This window comes from Rhizobium sp. NXC14 (genome assembly GCF_002117485.1).
Lineage (GTDB): Bacteria > Pseudomonadota > Alphaproteobacteria > Rhizobiales > Rhizobiaceae > Rhizobium.
In genome coordinates this window covers 311,631-328,367 of the sequence record NZ_CP021030.1, presented here as the reverse complement: position 1 = coordinate 328,367, position 16,737 = coordinate 311,631, and the positions used below count along the sequence as shown (strand labels likewise).

The 16,737-nt window shown below is 63.2% G+C and carries 16 protein-coding genes; 9 read left to right on the top strand and 7 right to left on the bottom strand.

The window, feature by feature from the left end:
- The first annotated feature begins 53 nt into the window (after positions 1 to 53).
- Positions 54 to 1,778 carry a type I secretion system permease/ATPase gene (locus tag NXC14_RS01645; protein ID WP_085779933.1) on the top strand — a complete coding sequence of 575 codons (1,725 nt, stop codon included), beginning with the start codon at positions 54 to 56 and terminating at the stop codon, positions 1,776 to 1,778.
- Positions 1,779 to 1,913: 135 nt separating this feature from the next.
- Positions 1,914 to 3,134: an HlyD family type I secretion periplasmic adaptor subunit gene (locus NXC14_RS01640; RefSeq protein WP_245362146.1), complete on the top strand. Its 1,221-nt coding sequence runs from the start codon at positions 1,914 to 1,916 to the stop codon at positions 3,132 to 3,134.
- Positions 3,135 to 3,164: 30 nt separating this feature from the next.
- Here NXC14_RS01640 and NXC14_RS01635 read toward each other — a convergent pair whose 3' ends face one another.
- Positions 3,165 to 4,748: a peptide chain release factor 3 gene (locus NXC14_RS01635; protein ID WP_085776683.1), complete on the bottom strand. Its 1,584-nt coding sequence runs from the start codon at positions 4,746 to 4,748 to the stop codon at positions 3,165 to 3,167.
- A 90-nt stretch (positions 4,749 to 4,838) separates the two neighbouring features.
- Between NXC14_RS01635 and dut the strand changes: the two genes are divergently transcribed.
- Both dut and NXC14_RS01625 read left to right on the top strand, forming a co-directional pair.
- A complete protein-coding gene (gene dut / locus NXC14_RS01630) occupies positions 4,839 to 5,309 on the top strand; it encodes a dUTP diphosphatase (protein WP_085776682.1) in 471 nt (156 codons plus the stop codon).
- Positions 5,309 to 6,208, top strand: a complete 900-nt coding sequence (locus tag NXC14_RS01625) for a GNAT family N-acetyltransferase (RefSeq protein ID WP_085776681.1) — start codon at positions 5,309 to 5,311, stop codon at positions 6,206 to 6,208. The genes dut and NXC14_RS01625 overlap by 1 nt, the downstream gene beginning before the upstream one ends.
- A gap of 5 nt (positions 6,209 to 6,213) precedes the next feature.
- Here NXC14_RS01625 and NXC14_RS01620 read toward each other — a convergent pair whose 3' ends face one another.
- Positions 6,214 to 6,687 carry an Lrp/AsnC family transcriptional regulator gene (locus NXC14_RS01620; RefSeq protein ID WP_085776680.1) on the bottom strand — a complete coding sequence of 158 codons (474 nt, stop codon included), beginning with the start codon at positions 6,685 to 6,687 and terminating at the stop codon, positions 6,214 to 6,216.
- 111 nt (positions 6,688 to 6,798) lie between these two features.
- Between NXC14_RS01620 and NXC14_RS01615 the strand changes: the two genes are divergently transcribed.
- From NXC14_RS01615 to cysK, 3 genes are all read left to right on the top strand, one after another.
- Positions 6,799 to 7,698: a DMT family transporter gene (locus tag NXC14_RS01615; RefSeq protein WP_085776679.1), complete on the top strand. Its 900-nt coding sequence runs from the start codon at positions 6,799 to 6,801 to the stop codon at positions 7,696 to 7,698.
- A gap of 115 nt (positions 7,699 to 7,813) precedes the next feature.
- Positions 7,814 to 8,431, top strand: coding sequence for a LysE family translocator (locus tag NXC14_RS01610; protein ID WP_085776678.1), 618 nt, complete (start codon positions 7,814 to 7,816; stop codon positions 8,429 to 8,431).
- Between the two features lie 144 nt (positions 8,432 to 8,575).
- A complete protein-coding gene (gene cysK, locus NXC14_RS01605; RefSeq protein WP_085776677.1) occupies positions 8,576 to 9,538 on the top strand; it encodes a cysteine synthase A in 963 nt (320 codons plus the stop codon).
- A gap of 184 nt (positions 9,539 to 9,722) precedes the next feature.
- Here the strand turns inward: cysK and NXC14_RS01600 are convergent, their stop codons facing one another.
- The 5 genes from NXC14_RS01600 to rsmI all read right to left on the bottom strand — a co-directional run bounded on the left by NXC14_RS01600 (position 9,723) and on the right by rsmI (position 14,345).
- Positions 9,723 to 11,255, bottom strand: a complete 1,533-nt coding sequence (locus tag NXC14_RS01600; protein ID WP_085776676.1) for a YifB family Mg chelatase-like AAA ATPase — start codon at positions 11,253 to 11,255, stop codon at positions 9,723 to 9,725.
- 156 nt (positions 11,256 to 11,411) lie between these two features.
- Positions 11,412 to 12,359, bottom strand: coding sequence for a glutathione synthase (gene gshB, locus NXC14_RS01595; protein WP_085776675.1), 948 nt, complete (start codon positions 12,357 to 12,359; stop codon positions 11,412 to 11,414).
- Positions 12,360 to 12,446: 87 nt separating this feature from the next.
- Positions 12,447 to 12,950, bottom strand: a complete 504-nt coding sequence (locus tag NXC14_RS01590) for a cupin domain-containing protein (RefSeq protein WP_245362118.1) — start codon at positions 12,948 to 12,950, stop codon at positions 12,447 to 12,449.
- A 119-nt stretch (positions 12,951 to 13,069) separates the two neighbouring features.
- On the bottom strand, positions 13,070 to 13,438 hold the full coding sequence (locus NXC14_RS01585; RefSeq protein ID WP_085776674.1) for a YraN family protein: 369 nt from the start codon (positions 13,436 to 13,438) through the stop codon (positions 13,070 to 13,072).
- Positions 13,431 to 14,345, bottom strand: a complete 915-nt coding sequence (gene rsmI, locus NXC14_RS01580) for a 16S rRNA (cytidine(1402)-2'-O)-methyltransferase (RefSeq protein WP_085776673.1) — start codon at positions 14,343 to 14,345, stop codon at positions 13,431 to 13,433. Before rsmI ends, NXC14_RS01585 begins: the two co-directional genes overlap by 8 nt.
- 258 nt (positions 14,346 to 14,603) lie before the next feature.
- Between rsmI and dnaN the strand changes: the two genes are divergently transcribed.
- Positions 14,604 to 15,722 carry a DNA polymerase III subunit beta gene (gene dnaN / locus NXC14_RS01575; protein WP_085776672.1) on the top strand — a complete coding sequence of 373 codons (1,119 nt, stop codon included), beginning with the start codon at positions 14,604 to 14,606 and terminating at the stop codon, positions 15,720 to 15,722.
- Positions 15,723 to 15,777: 55 nt separating this feature from the next.
- Positions 15,778 to 16,683 carry a DUF72 domain-containing protein gene (locus NXC14_RS01570; RefSeq protein WP_085776671.1) on the top strand — a complete coding sequence of 302 codons (906 nt, stop codon included), beginning with the start codon at positions 15,778 to 15,780 and terminating at the stop codon, positions 16,681 to 16,683.
- Positions 16,684 to 16,737 lie beyond the last annotated feature (54 nt).

The following is a 16,737-nucleotide window of genomic DNA, read 5'->3' as shown; positions in this document are numbered from 1 at the left end:
GCCCCCTCACTGTCTTTGCATTCGCATGTAATCTCGTACCCAGAGACATGATGATGAAAACAAAGCAACAGCCCCCTGCCCTGCAGGTGGTGATGAAAGAAGCCAGACGCGCCATCCGGCCGCTTCTCTGGTTCAGCGGGGGCATCAACGTGCTGATGCTGACCGGGGCGCTTTACATGCTCCAGGTCTACCACCGCGTGCTGTCCAGCCACAGCCTGGAGACGTTGGCGATGCTTTCGTTGATGGCGGCCGGCGCGCTTGTGGCAATGGCGGGGCTGGAGGTGGTGCGCGGGCGTCTTCTGGCAAAGGTCGGATCCTGGATGAACGCACGCCTGGCGCCGGTGCTGCTGACCGCATCGGTGGAATATGCCGCCTCGGCACCCGGCCAGGCCAATGCCCGTCCGCTGCGGGACCTCGACCAGGTGCGGAATTTTTTTACCAGCCCAAGCATCTTCCCAATCCTCGACGCGCCCTGGGCGCCTTTGTTTTTCGCCGCCATCTTCTTCATGCACCCCTGGCTGGGCTGGCTGGCGCTTTGCGGCGGCGGGGTGCTTTTCGTGTTGGCCCTGCTCAATGAATGGCTGACACGCAAGCCGTTGACCGAGGCTGCCGGCGCGCAGTCGCGCGCCTATGTCCAGGCCGAGGCGGCGATCCGCAATGCCGAGGTTGTCCAGGCGATGGGCATGTTGAAACCCTTGCTGGAAGGCTGGAAGCTGCAGCAGGACGAAGCGAACAAGGGCCAGGTCGTTGCCGCCAACCGCGGCGGCATCATCTCCGCCATCGCCCGTTGTCACCGGCTGGCCCTGCAGATGGGCATATTGGGACTTGGAGCCTATCTCGTTCTTCGCAACGAAGCCTCCCCCGGCATCATGGTCGCAGCCTCGATCCTGATGGGTCGTGCATTGTCGCCGGTCGAACAGGCGATCGGCACGTGGAAGGCGACAGTCGGAGCGCGGGCCGCTTACCGGCGCCTCACCGCCGTTGCAGGCCAGCACCCCGAGGCGACCCCGGTTCTGGCGCTGCCGCGGCCCACCGGGAGGTTCGAGGCCGACAATATCGTGCTTTCCCGGCAGGGCGGCGAACCTATCCTGAAAGGGATCAGCTTCCATCTCGAGCCGGGTGAAGCCATGGCTTTGATCGGCCAGAGTGCGGCCGGCAAGACCAGCCTGGCGCGCATACTGGCCGGCGCCTGGCGCCCCTCCGGCGGTCGTGCGCTGCTCGACGGCATGGATGTCGCCCAGTGGGCGGCGGAGGACCGTGGCCATCATGTCGGTTACTTGCCCCAGGATATCGAACTCTTCGCGGGGACGGTTTCCGAAAATATCTGCCGCTTCGCCAAACTCAGCCCGGTGATCTTCGACAAGGTCGTCAAGGCCGCGCAGCTGGCGGGCGTTCACGAACTGATCAAAGGACTGCCGAAAGGTTATCTCACCGAAATCGGCGAATCCGGCGCGGTGCTGTCCGGAGGACAGCGCCAGCGCATCGGCTTGGCCCGGGCCCTCTACGGCGATCCGGCGCTCGTCATCCTGGACGAACCCAACTCCAATCTCGACCGCGACGGTGAGGAGGCATTGATATCTGCGCTCGGCACGATCAAGGCGGCGGGCACGACCGTCATCCTGATCGCCCATCGACCGAACATCATGGAGACGGTCGACAAGATCCTTGTCCTCAATCGTGGCCAGCAGGATCTCTTCGGCCCACGCGACCATGTTTTCAATGAGCTCGCTGCGCGCGTGCGCAAGGTCGCTCAAATGCCGACGATCGTGGCGAAGTAGCAAGGGAACGAAACCGCCATGAAAAAGGACCTGAAGGTCGTTCCATTACCCGTTTCGCCGCCCGTTGCACCGGTCCCGCTGCGGCTCACGGGCCTAACTTTCACCGGCTTTGCGATCATGTTCCTGTTCTTCGGCATGGCCGGAGGCTGGGCGACGCTTGCACCGCTGGACAGCGCCGCAGTGGCGCCCGGCCTTGTCAAGGTTGCCGGTGACCGCAAGCTCATTCAGCACCTCGAGGGCGGGATCATTGCAGGATTGACCGCCGCCAACGGCGACATCGTCAAGGCCGGCAAGGTCCTCCTCCAACTCGATGACACGCAGGCGAGGGCAAGGCTTGATCTGGTCCAGAACCGGATCGCGACGCGCGAGGCGCTGGCCGCTCGCCTGAGGGCCGAGCGCGACGGCAAAGCCGAGATCGAGTTCGATCCGGCGCTGCTTGCAAACCCCACCAAATCGGCAAAGGACGCGGTGGCCGCTCAACGTGACGTGTTTTCGGCGAAACACCACAATCTGAAGGACGAGCGAGAGATCCTCAGCCAGCGCCGCCGCCAGACCGAGGAAGAGATAACGGGACTGCAGGAACTCATCGTTACCGAGGATAAGCAGATCGAGGTGTTCGAAGGCGAAACCAGGGATCTCGAGAGCCTTGTCAAGCGCGGCCTCGTCACCCGCGAGCGTTGGCTGCTGCTCAGACGGCAACAGCGGGAAGTCGAAGGGGAGCGCGCGACCAATGTCGCAGCCATCGCTCGCGCCAGGAGCGCCATGGCCGAGATCGACATGCAGATCCTCAACCTCAACACCTTGCAGCTGAACCAGGCCGTCGAGGAGCTGAGCAAAGTCGAAGCGGAAATGTTTGACCTCAGGCAGGAAGAACGCTCCGCCAAAGACGTGCTCGCCCGCACCAACGTCGTCGCGCCGGTTGACGGCATCATCATGGACCTGAAGGTCCATACGACCGGGGGCGTGGTGAAACCCGGCGAGACCCTGATGACGATCGTCCCGATGGGACAGCAGCTCGTCATCGAGGCGATGGTCAGACCGGAAGACGTCGAGACGATCGCTCCCGGACAGCCGGCGCGCGTGAGTTTTCCGGCCTTTGCCCGCTACAACCTGCCGCCGCTCGACGGTGTCGTGGAGATCGTATCGGCCGACAGGATGGTGGAGGAGCGCAGCGGCGCGCCTTATTTCGCCGCGACCGTTGTGATCGACCAGAGCGAGCTTGCCAAGCTGGAGGGCCGCAAGCTGTTGCCCGGCATGTCGAGCGAGACGATGATCCGGACGGGTGCCCGCACCGTGCTTTCTTACCTCGCCGAGCCGATCACACAGAACTTCCGCCGGGCGATGCGGGAAAAATAGCCGCAGCGCCCACGCTTCCAAGACTCCCGGTCACGCCGCCTTGGCGGCGTGATATTCCTTGATAGCGACCATCTTGATCGCCGGGTAGCGCTCCGCCTCGTAACGCAGCGAGAAGGCGTCCTGAGCGAGGAAGACCGGATCGCCGTCGAGGTCGCGGGCGATATCGCCGCGCTTGACGGTGAGGAACTTTTCCAGATCGGCCGGCTGGTCGGCCGAGATCCAGCGGCAGACGGAGAAACGCGACATTTCGAAGGAGACCGGCAGGCCGTATTCGGCCATCAGCCGCTCCTTCAGGACGTCGAGCTGCAGGGCGCCGACCACGCCGACGATCGCCGGTGAACCGTCTTCCGGCGAGAACAGCTGCACGACGCCTTCCTCGGCCATCTGCTGCAGCGCTTCCTTGAGCTTCTTCGCCTTCATTGCGTCTTCGAGACGAACGCGGCGCAGAATTTCAGGCGAGAAATTCGGCACGCCCTGGAAGACCAGGGCTTCGCCTTCGGTCAGCGTATCGCCGATGCGCAGCGTCCCGTGGTTGGGAATGCCGACGACGTCGCCGGCATAGGCGGTGTCGGCGAGCTGGCGCTGCGAGGCGAAGAAGAACTGCGGCGCCGTCAGGCCGAGCTGCTTGCCGGTGCGGGCAAGCCTTGCCTTCATGCCGCGCTCGAGCTTGCCCGAGCAGATGCGGGCAAAGGCGATGCGGTCGCGGTGGTTCGGATCCATGTTCGCCTGAATCTTGAAAACGAAGGCCGTCATCTTGTCGTCGGTCGCGTGCACGGTCCTGGTATCGGCGACCTGGTCACGCGGCGGCGGCGCAAATTCGCCGAGCGCATTGATGAGATCGCGAACGCCGTAATTGCGCAGCGCCGAGCCGAAGAAGACAGGCGTCATATGGCCTTCGAGGAAAGAATCGCGGTCGAAGGGGCGGCAGGCCTCGATCGCAAGCTCCGTCTCGTCGATGAAGGCTTTACGTTCGTTTTCCGGCAGCCTGTCGGCAACTGCCTGCGGGCCGTTGACCGGCGTCGTCTCGACTTCGGTGTCGGAACCGCGGGCGGTGCTGTTGGCGAGATGATAGGAGCCGCAGAAGGTCTTCGAACGGCCGATCGGCCAGGTAATCGGCGCCGTATCCAGCGCCAGCTTCTCTTCGACCTCATCGAGGATCTCGAAGGGATCGCGGCTTTCCCTATCCATCTTGTTGATGAAGGTGATGATCGGGATATCGCGCATGCGGCAGACTTCGAAGAGCTTCAGCGTCCGCGGCTCGATGCCCTTGGCGGCATCGATGACCATGACGGCGGCGTCGACGGCCGTCAGCGTGCGATAGGTGTCATCGGCGAAATCCTCGTGGCCGGGCGTGTCGAGGATGTTGAAGACATTGTCGTTATATTCGAATGTCATCACTGAGGTGACGACCGAGATGCCGCGCTCGCGCTCGATCTTCATCCAGTCGGAGCGCGTCTGCATGCGGTCCTTCTTCGCCTTGACTTCGCCGGCAAGCTGGATGGCGCCGCCGAACAGCAGCAGCTTTTCGGTGAGTGTCGTCTTGCCCGCGTCCGGGTGGGCGATAATAGCGAATGTGCGGCGGCGGGAGACCGCCTCGGCGAGACTTTCGGCCATAGTGTGAATCCTGTGGAATTGCGGCTTACCTAGCGATTAAAGCCCGCCAATGCAATTGACCTTACCCGTTGAGGTGCAAAGTAATGGGTCATGACCATTCATCACGATCTCAGGCCGACGCTGAACCTCATCCGCCTGGCCAACGGCGAAGGCCTCGACCTGCCCGCCTATGAAAGCAAGGGGGCGGCCGGCATGGACCTGCGCGCCGCCGTCGCCGACGGCGAACCGCTGACGCTCTCACCCGGCCAGCGGGCGCTGGTGCCGACGGGGTTCATCTTTGAAATCCCGGAAGGTTTCGAGGGACAGGTGCGGCCGCGCTCCGGCCTTGCCTTCAAACACGGCATCACTTGCCTGAACTCGCCCGGCACCGTCGACAGCGACTATCGCGGCGAGGTGAAAGTGCTGCTCGCCAATCTCGGCGAGGAAGCCTTCGTCATCGAACGCGGCATGCGCATCGCCCAGATGGTGATCGCGCCGGTGACCCAGGCGCGGGTGACGGAACTGTCAGTGGCGAGCGAAACGGCGCGCGGCGCAGGCGGCTTCGGCTCCACCGGCGTTTGATGGCAAAGCGCCTCGACAGCACGGGCTTAACCTTCCGACAAGATTATTTCGGCGACCCCGCTGGTTGGGCAGCGCTGGTGCGCCTGCTTCAGGATATTTTCGGCATTGACATCGGCCCGCTGAAGCATCTCGGCGGACCCGACCCTACCAGCATGCCCTTCGGCTGGTTCGATGCCACAGGCGAGCTTGCTGCCAATATCTCCGCCTTTGCGCTGCCCTTCGTCATCAATGGCAGGGTCGTTCATGCCGCCGGCCTTCAATCCGGCGCGGTGCGGCCGCAGTGGCGCGGTCGCGGGCTCTATCGCGACCTGACGGTGAAAGCGCTCGACTGGTGCGAGCAGCAGGGCTTCGAGGCCGTCATCCTCTACACCGACAAGCCCTCGCTCTACGAGCCTTACGGTTTCCGCTCGATACCGCTGCACCGCTATGAAGGGGCCGCCCCCGCTCCGTCGACATCAGCCGCACCGGCCCTGCCGCTTTCGCCGACGAATGCGGACGATCTTGCCCTGCTGCAAGCGCTGCTGAAAACGCGCAGCCCCGTTTCGACGACGCTCTCGGTGACTACAAATGCGGCGATGTTTCTCATCAATACGCAGATCGATCCCGAGATCCGTGTCAGCTTCCTCGAAGACCAGCAAGCAGTCATCGCCTGGAAAATGGATGCGGCGGGTCGCTTCAGCCTTCTCGACGTCGTCGCGAGCGATATCCCATCACTTGCCGCTATCCTCGGCGGACTCGACATCGCCTCCGCCGGCATTGACGTGTTTTTCCGTCCGGAGAAACTGGACTGGGTGGGTACTCCACAGCCTTTGGAAAGCACCACAACACTGATGCAGCGTGGGCTCGGCGATGTCACCCCGCATTTTCCGGCCATGCTCTCGCCACTGGCGGATTTCTGACCGTTTCAGCGATCCTGTTTCCCGCGTGAGAGCGGCGGCAGGCGACGTTTGACAGGCGACGATTTGATCATCGAGGTGTTGGTTTCCGCCCGTTCGGCGACCTTGTCCAGAATGCCGTCGAGCTCCGCCATCGAGCGCACCACGAGGCGGGCGATAAAACAATCCTCGCCCGTCACCTTGTCGCATTCGACGATTTCGGGAATGTCCTGGATGATGCGCTCGACAATGTGCAGCTGTCCCGGCAGCGGCCGCACCCGCACGATCGCCTGCAGGGGATAGCCGACGGCGGCTGGGTCGAGATCGATGGTGAAGGCCTTGATGACGCCGCGCTCCTCCAGCCGGCGCAGACGTTCGGCAGCGCTCGGCGAGGAAAGCCCGACCTGCTGCGCCAGCTCCTTCAGCGAAATCCGGGCATTGCCGGCCAGCGCCTCCAGAATGGACTGATCGATATCATCGAGCTCCAGCACACCATTAGGCACGGTAATTATTTTCCCTTCAATGATTAGGCAAAAGCCGTTTTTATCCTTCTTGTTTCTATATGGAACCAGCTGCTAACGCAATAAAATCGTCCGAGCAAAACGGAGGCTACCATGAGCGGCGATATCAAAAGAGGTTCGGTGGAAATGACGGCAGCGATGCTGATCTCGGGGACGATCGGCTGGTTCGTCGTCATGTCGGGCCAGCCGGTCAGCGGTGTGGTTTTCTGGCGCTGCCTGTTCGGTTCGATGACGCTGCTCGTCATCTGCGGCGCCCTCGGGCTGCTGCGGCCTGGCATCATCACGCTGCGCGCCTTCGGCATCGCCGTCTTCGGCGGCGTCGCCATTGTCGTCAACTGGCTGCTGCTCTTCGCCTCCTATTCGCATGCGACGATCTCGATCGCCACGACCGTCTACAACACCCAGCCCTTCATGCTGCTGGTGCTCGGGGCGCTGTTCCTCGGCGAAAAGATCACCGCCGCCAAGCTGTTCTGGCTGACGCTCGCCTTTGCAGGCATGGCGGCGATCGTCGAGGCAAAACCTCAGGCCGGCGGGGGAATGGATGGCTACGGCCTCGGCATTCTGATGGCGCTGGGTGCGGCCTTCTTCTACGCGCTGGCAGCTCTTGCCGCGAAATGGCTGAAAGGCACGCCGCCGCATCTGATCGCGCTGATCCAGGTCACAACCGGCATGCTGATGCTGGCGCCGATGACGGAGTTTTCGCAACTGCCCGGCGATGCCGGCGGCTGGGCGATCCTGGTGACGATCGGAGTCGTCCATACCGGGCTGATGTATGTGCTGCTCTACGGCGCGATCCAGCGGCTGCCGACGCATCTGACCGGGGCGCTCTCCTTCCTCTATCCGATCGCCGCGATCCTCGTCGACCGGCTGGCCTTCGGCCATGCGCTCCAGCCGATGCAGGTCGCGGGCGCCGTAATCATCCTGCTGGCCGCCGCCGGCATGAATCTCGGCTGGACGCCGCGCTGGCTACGGCCGTGGGCGCTTCAGGGCTGAGATGTCTGCGCAGGCACGCGGCGGCAAGCATTTCTTCTCGTGATGGACCCATCAGCGCCAGCGGATTGATGGCAAGGCCCGGGGGATGTAAAACGCCGGGGAAGAGGAGCCACAGATGAGCCTTGCCGCCTTGCTTGCCTATGCCGGAGCGTTGTTCATCGCCGCGGCCATTCCGGGGCCCGGCATTACCGCGATCGTCGCGCGTGCGCTCGGCTCGAATTTCCGCGAGACCTTCTTCATGGGTCTCGGCCTGGTGCTCGGCGATATGACCTATCTCACCGCGGTCATTCTGGGCCTAGCTTTCGTGGCGCAGACCTTCACGGAAGTTTTCCTCATCATCAAGATCGCCGGCGCCCTCTATCTCGGCTACATCGCCTGGAAACTGTGGACGGCAGGGCTGCTGCCGCAGGATATTGCCGCAAAAAAATCCGGCAATGTCGGCCTGTCCTTCCTTTCGGGCCTGCTGGTGACGCTGGGCAACCCGAAGACGATGCTGTTTTATGTCGCGCTGGCGCCGACGCTGATCGATATCGGCAATATCACCCTGCGCGACTATGCGCTTCTGCTCGCCGTCACCTTCGTGGTGCTGATCACCGTGCTGGTGCCCTATATGCTGCTTGCGGCGCGCGCCCGCACCATGTTGAAACAGCCGCGCGCCCTGCAGGCGCTGAACCGGGTTGCAGCCGGCATCCTTGCCGGCACGGCAGCCTTCATCGCCACGCGGGCTGCGTGAAATAAACATCCGTCAAGGAACGGTTTTCAAAGCTTATTTTCTCTCCGCCACCCCAGCCCGGGACGAACGGGCTCTGGTCTCATTCCGTCTTTGACCCTATTCTCCTCCTCGATTTCAGGGACCGAAGTCCAAAGGGAGAGCACCATGTCGCACAAACCCGGCCGCGGCCGCATTTATTCCTCGATCACCGAGACCATCGGCGACACGCCGCTGGTGCGCTTCGACAAACTGGCGCGGGAAAAGGGCGTGGTGGCAAACCTGATCGGCAAACTCGAATTCTTCAATCCAATCGCCTCCGTCAAGGACCGCATCGGCGTGGCAATGATCGAAAGCCTGGAATCGCAGGGCAGGATCACCCCCGGAAAGACGGTTCTGATCGAGCCGACCTCGGGCAACACAGGCATCGCACTCGCCTTTGCCGCCGCCGCCAAGGGGTATCGGCTGATCCTCACCATGCCGGAAACCATGTCGGTCGAACGCCGCAAGATGCTGGCGCTGCTCGGCGCCGAGCTGGTGCTGACGGAAGGGTCGAAGGGCATGAAGGGCGCGATCGCCAGGGCCGAGGAGCTGGCAGCGTCGCTTCCCGACGCCATCATTCCGCAGCAGTTCGAAAACCCTGCTAACCCCGAGATCCACCGCAAGACGACGGCCGAGGAAATCTGGAACGATACCGAGGGCAAGGTCGATATCGTCGTCTCGGGCATCGGCACCGGCGGCACGATCACCGGCGTCGGCCAGGTGCTGAAAAGCCATAAGCCCGAGATCCAGATCATCGCCGTCGAACCCGCCGATTCGCCGGTGCTCTCAGGCGGCAATCCCGGCCCGCACAAGATCCAGGGCATCGGCGCCGGCTTCGCGCCGAAGATCCTCGATACCGGCATCTATGACGAGGTCGTTACCGTGACCAATGACGAGGCCTTCGAACAGGCCCGCCTGATCGCCCGGCTCGAAGGCGTGCCCGTCGGCATCTCCTCAGGCGCGGCTCTGACCGCCGCGATCAAGGTCGGCAGCCGGCCGGAAAATGCCGGCAAGAACATCGTCATCATCATCCCGTCTTTTGCGGAGCGGTATCTCTCGACGGCGCTGTTTGAGGGGTTGGGGAGCTGAATAGCGAATAGCGAATAGCGAATAGCGAATAGCGAATAGCGAATAGCGAATAGCGAATAGCGAATAGCGAATAGCGAATAGCGAATAGCGAATAGCGAATAGCGAATAGGATGTGGGACGGATTGGCGTGAAGCAAGCAATTAGCTAGCTTTTCGCTATTTGCCATTCCCTATTCACTTCTACCTCACGCCGCCGCCGTCAACCTCTCACCAGCGATGCGGTAAGAAATCGCTTCGGCGAGATGCAGACGCCCGACGGTCGGTTTGTCGTCGAGATCGGCCAACGTGCGGGCAACCTTGAGGACGCGGTGGTAGCCGCGGGCGGAGAATTTCATCTTGTCAGCGGCGTCGCGCAGGAGCTGCAGGCCGCTCGCATCGGGCTCGGCGAGTTTTTCGATCATCGCGGTGGAGCAGCGGGCATTGGTGCCGATATCCCTGGCGCCGGCGCGTTCGAACCGCTCCTGCTGGATCTCGCGGGCCTGGGCGACGCGGCGGGCGACGTCGGCGCTGGCCTCGGCCGCCATCGGCCGGATCAGATCGGCGGCGGAAACGGCGGGCACGTCAATGCGGATATCGATGCGGTCCATCAGCGGGCCGGAGATGCGGGCCTGATAGTCGCTCATGCAGCGCGGGCCGCGCGCGCAGGTGTGGCCGGGCTCACCGGCCATGCCGCAGCGGCAGGGGTTCATCGCCGCGATCAGCTGGAATTTCGCCGGATAGGATACGCGGTGATTGGCGCGCGCGATGACGCATTCGCCGCCTTCGAGCGGCTGGCGCAGCGCATCGAGCGCCTGCGGCGTGAACTCGGGGAATTCGTCGAGGAAGAGCACGCCGTGATGGGCAAGCGAGGCTTCGCCCGGCCGGGCGCGGAGGCCGCCGCCGACAAGCGCTGCCATGGTGGCGGAGTGGTGCGGGGTGCGGAAAGGCCGGCGGTCGGACAGCTTGCCGCCGGTGAGCTGGCCGGCGATCGAATGAACCATCGACACTTCAAGCAGTTCGGTCGGCGAAAGCGGCGGCAGGATCGACGGCAGGCGCGACGCCAGCATCGACTTGCCGGAGCCGGGAGGCCCGACCATCAGGAGATTGTGGCCGCCGGCGGCCGCCACCTCGAGCGCGCGTTTTGCGCTTTCCTGGCCCTTGATCTCGGCAAGGTCCGGCAGGTTGGCGGCATTGGCGCGGATCGACGGCTCCGGCCTAGACAGTACCTGCGTGCCGCGGAAATGATTGGCAAGGGCAATCAGGCTGCGCGGGGCGAGAATATCGACCTCGGCGCCGGCCCAGGCGGCTTCCGCGCCGCTTTCGGCCGGGCAGATCAGCCCCTTGCCGAGCGCATTGGCGCCGATCGCGGCCGGCAGCGCGCCGGCAATGGCGGCGATCGTCCCGTCGAGATTGAGTTCGCCGACGACGACATAATCGGTCAGCGCGTCGCCAGGAATGGCGCCGAGAGCCGCCATCAGCGCGAGTGCGATTGGCAGATCGAAGTGCGAACCTTCCTTCGGCAGATCGGCGGGCGCCAGATTGACGGTCACCCGTTTGCCCGGCAGCGCCAGGCCGGAGGCGTGAAGGGCAGCCTGCACACGCTCACGGCTTTCGGCTACCGCCTTGTCAGGCAGGCCGACGATCTGCATGCCGACCTTGCCGGGCGCGATCATGACCTGAACCTCGACCGGAACGCCTTCGATGCCCTGGAATGCTACCGTACTGACACGCGCGACCATATGCCCACCCTTGTCCCGCAAACTCTTAGAGACCGCCCCCTGTGGCCGTTGAAAGCCAGCGGTTGCAATCTGGCACGGAAGCCGGACTAAAACAAGAACAATAAAAGAACGCAGACAGATAATCAGCGGTGGGCGCGGTTGTACCCGATCGCAGCCTCAGCCGCGCTTGCGCTCGATCGCGTCCCAGAGCAGGCTTGCTATATCGGCGCCGCCGAACTTCCTGACCTCGCGGATGCCTGTCGGCGAGGTTACGTTGATCTCGGTCATGTAATCTCCGATGACGTCAATTCCGACGAGCAGGAAGCCGCGTTCCCTCAGCGCCGGGCCGATGCGGGCGCAGATTTCCTTTTCGCGCGGCGTCAGCTCGGTCGCCTCGGCGCGGCCGCCGACATGCATGTTGGAGCGGCTGTCATGCTCGGCCGGCACGCGGTTGATCGCGCCGGCGAACTCGCCGTCGACGAGGATGATGCGCTTGTCGCCCTTGCGCACGTCGGGCAGATATTGCTGGGCGATGAAGGGTTCGCGGAAAAGCTGGCCGAACATTTCCAAGAGCGATGAGAGATTGCGATCGTCGCGGGTCGAATGGAAAACGCCGGCGCCGCCATTGCCATAGAGCGGCTTCAGGATGATGTCGCCCATCTCATCGCGGAAGCGGCGGATTTCGGCCGGATCCTTGGTGATCAGCGTCTTCGGCATCAGGTCGGAGAATTCGGTGACGAAGATCTTCTCCGGCGAATTGCGAACCCAGGCCGGATCGTTGACAACGAGCGTCTTCGGGTGGATGCGCTCGAGCAGATGCGTCGAGGTGATATAGGCCATGTCGAAGGGCGGATCCTGGCGCAGCAGCACCACATCCATGGTCGAAAGGTCGACGCGTTCGGGCGCGCCAAGCTCGAAGTGATCACCCTTGACGTCGCGCAGGACCATCGGCTCGACGCTCGCAAAGAGCTTGCCGTCGCGGAAGCTCAGGCGCTCGGGGGTGTAATGGAAGAGCCTGTAGCCGCGCGCCTGCGCTTCCAGGCTCATGGCGAAGGTGGAGTCACCTGCGATATTGATGCCGGCGACATGATCCATCTGGACCGCTACATTGGTGATCTTGGCCATTTCCGTCCCTCGCTGAATGCCGGACAGATGTAGGTCGGCCCGGCATTAAACGCAACGGTCATCAAGGGCTTCGGGCGTTCGCAACTTTCAGGCGGCGATGCCCTGGCTGCCGCCGTTGCGCAGCATGTTGCGCAGACGATAGGCGATCGCCAAAGGCTTCGGGAAAGGCTTGCGCAGGAAGGCGACCTTGCGGACGTAGGTGTCGACCCGCCAGCTCGCCCAGGTTCCACCGGCGAAAAAGGCGACGTCGCCGGTGCGCAGGGTCCGTTCCGTGCCATCCTCGGCGGTGATATGGACCTCGCCTTCGAGGATCATCACGGTCTCGTCCCAGCCGAAATACCAGCGGAATTCGCCCGCCGTGCAGTCCCAGATCGCCGTCAGCGACGCCTCGTCATGTCCGCGCGAATGTTCGGCGGTGCGCGCCTGCGGATTGCCGCTGATGATCCAGTCGGGATTGATCGGCGTCGATTTCAGCGGCAGGTGGTCGCTCGCATGCGCGACGAAGGATTTCCCGGCCGGCTTCAGCGCGATATACGGCACCGAGCGCGCCGCCATGGCGACCGCGCTTGCAAGCATCATCTTCAAGGCCACGCAACAACCCCCTAATCTCAACCCCTATTGCGACGGTGGGTAGCAGAAAGTCCTAAGGAGCTCGTTCAACGGGGGACTAAAATTTTAACAATCCGGAAACTCGACCGGGCTGAAAGCGCTCAGAAGGCGTCGGGAAAGTGCCGCGGCAACCGGCCGGGCATGACCGCGACGATATCGTAGCGCTGGGAAAGGCGGGCCTGATCCGCCTGGCGGGCGAGCCACAGATCGCTTGCCGCCCGGATCCGCTTCTGAGCGGCGACAGACACGGCGTCGATCGCCGCAGCCTCGCCATGGCGGGCCTTGACCTCGACGAAGACGGCGAGATCGCCCTTGCGGGCGACGATATCGATCTCGCCGAGCCTGGTGCGGTGGCGCAGCGCCAGGATACGGTATCCCTTCAGCATCAGGAAGGCGGCGGCGACATATTCCGACATGCGGCCGCGGCGCAGCGCCTTCCTTTTTACGGCGGTGAGGTCTTTATCACCCATTGCCGCCCTTCATCTCCAGCAGGCGCTGGTAGAGCGCCTTGCGCGGCAGGCCGGTGAGACGGGCGGCCTCGGTCGCAGCCTTTGCTGTCGGCATCGACATCGACAGATCGGCAAGCACGGCTTCGACATCGGCCTCGGAGGTTTCTACCGGCTGCGGCGGACCGACGACGAGGACGATCTCGCCCCTGACGTTTTCCACCTGCTGGTAATGGGCGGCGAGTTCGGCCAGCGTGCCGCGGCGGAATTCTTCATAGGTCTTGGTCAACTCACGGCAGACGCAGGCCGGCCGGCCCGGGCCGAGCACATCGGCGGCGGCAAGAAGCGTGGCAGCGATGCGATGGGGCGATTCAAAAAAGATCAGCGTCGCCGGAGCTGCGGCAAATTCACCGAGACGATCGCGGCGGGCCTTGTCCTTGGCCGGCAGAAAGCCGGCAAAGAGAAAGGCGTCGTTCGGCAGGCCGGAACCAACAAGGGCGGCGAGCGGCGCCGAGGCGCCTGGAATGGGAATGACGCGGTAACCGGCGGCAATCGCCTGCCGGGCCAGCCGGTAGCCTGGATCGGAGACGAGCGGCGTGCCGGCATCGGACACCAGCGCCACCGAGCGGCCGGCTTCGAGCGCCTGGATGAGCCGCGGGCCGGCTTCGTCGGCATTGTGCTCGTGATAGGCGAAGGGGCGGTTCTGGATGCCGTAGCGGTCGAGCAGAACGCGGGTGACGCGCGTATCCTCGCAGGCCAGCACGTCGGCGCCGGCCAGCGTTTCCAATGCGCGCAGCGTGATGTCGCCGAGATTGCCGATGGGAGTGGCGACAAGATAGAGCGCCGGCTCCAGCGGCCGCGCCGGCACCGCCATGTTGTGGAGGCGGAAGCTTCGCCGGCTGGCGTCCTCCGCTGTGGTTTGCTCGTTCATGCCATTTGCCTTCGTCTCGACGGCCTTCGCCCGTCATCGGGCCTTTATGGGCGAGCGGCGGCGCTTCGGCAAGGGTTGGGATTTCTGTGAGGATTGCTCCGGAAAACCTGAAATGCGAGGGCTCAGCCGTCCATGCCTCTTGCCATCCAATGCTGAAGTCTGCCATTTTGCCCCTCCACTCCCCCGACCTAAATCGGGAAAGCATTCTTCGGGCCTTCGATGCGCCCGGGCAGTCACGGTCGAAAGCGGTAGCATCCCATGCGTATTACTATTGAGCGGTCAAACCTTCTGAAATCGCTGAACCACGTCCACCGTGTGGTCGAACGTCGCAACACGATCCCGATCCTGTCCAACGTACTGCTGAAGGCCGATGGCCAGAACCTCGACATGAAGGCGACCGACCTCGACCTCGAAATCACCGAGGCGACGCCGGCAAACGTCGAACAAGCAGGCGCCACCACCGTTCCCGCTCACCTTCTCTATGATATCGTGCGCAAGCTTCCCGATGGCGCCGAAGTGCTGCTGGCGACCAGCACCGACGGCGGCTCGATGACCGTCCAGTCCGGCCGCTCGAAATTCTCGCTGCAGTGCCTGCCGCAATCCGATTTCCCGGATCTGACCGCCGGCACCTTCACGCATTCCTTCAAGTTGAAGGCGACCGATCTGAAGATGCTGATCGACCGCACCCAGTTCGCGATCTCGACGGAAGAGACACGTTATTATCTGAACGGCATCTTCTTCCACACGATCGAGAGCAATGGTGAGCTGAAGCTCAGGGCGGTGGCGACCGACGGCCACCGGCTGGCCCGCGCCGATGTCGACGCGCCGTCGGGCTCCGAGGGCATGCCCGGCATCATCATTCCGCGCAAGACGGTCGGCGAACTGCAGAAGCTGGTCGACAATCCGGAAGCGATCGTCACCGTCGAGGTTTCCGACGCCAAGATCCGCATGACGATCGGCTCGATCGTTCTGACCTCGAAACTGATCGACGGCACATTCCCGGATTACCAGCGCGTGATCCCGACCGGCAACGACAAGGAAATGCGTGTCGATTGCACGACCTTCGCCCAGGCCGTCGACCGCGTCTCGACGATCTCCTCCGAGCGCGGGCGCGCCGTGAAGCTGGCTCTGTCCGAAGGGCAACTGATGCTGACCGTCAACAACCCCGATTCCGGCAGCGCAACGGAAGAAGTCGCCGTCGGCTACGACACGGATTCGATGGAAATCGGCTTTAACGCCAAATATCTGCTCGACATCACCGCGCAGCTTTCCGGCGAGGAAGCGATCTTCCTGCTGGCTGATGCCGGCTCGCCGACACTGATCCGCGACACGGCCGGTGACGACGCGCTCTACGTCTTGATGCCGATGCGCGTCTGACGGAACGAAGGCAGCCGCTTTCGGTTTTCCTCCTGTCAAACAGGAGGATTCCAGAATGAAAAAGACGGGAGCGGTGCGCATCGGCATTTCAGGCTGGACCTATGCGCCCTGGCGCGGGCAATTCTATCCGGAGGGACTGCCGCAGAAGCAGGAGCTTTCCTATGCCGCCCGTCACTTCCGTTCGATCGAGATCAACGGCACCTTCTATGGGCTGCAGAGGCCAGAAAGCTTCGGCCGCTGGCGAGAGGAAACGCCCGATGATTTCGTCTTTGCGGTCAAGGGACCGCGCTTCCTCACCCATGTGCGGCGGTTGAGGGAGATCGAAGCGCCGCTCGCCAATTTCTTCGCCTCGGGTCTGCTGAGGCTTGGCCCCAAGCTCGGGCCGATCCTCTGGCAATTCCCGGCCAACATGGCCTTCGATCCCGATCGTTTCGAAAATTTCCTGTCGCTGCTGCCGCATGATCACGATGCGGCGATAACGCTTGCCAAGCGGCATGACGAGCGCCTCAAACAGGCTTGGCTCACAAGCGACGGACACCAGCCGATCCGCCATGCGTTCGAAATCCGTAACGACAGCTTCCGCTCAGTTGAGTTCATCGAGATGCTCCGGCGACACAAGGCAGCGCTGGTCTGCGCCGATACGGTGAAATGGCCGTTGCTGATGGATATCACCGCCGACTTCATCTATTGCCGTCTGCATGGGTCCGAACAGCTCTATGTCAGCGGCTATGAAGACGAAGCGCTCGATCTATGGGCGGAACGCATCCGCGCCTGGACAAGCGGCCGAGAGCCTGACGATGCGACGCGCGTTCTGGACCCTTTGCCGGCACGCGCCAGGGGCCGCGACGTCTATCTTTATTTCGACAATACCGACAAGAAGCTGCGCGCGCCCATCGACGCCCAACACCTGGCCGAGCGGCTTGCCGATCTGATGCCTGATTCCCACCGAAAGGCCGCATGAGCTGTTGATGCCGATGTTCTTGTTGCGAAAATCCTTGTCCAAGCAGCGACAAGC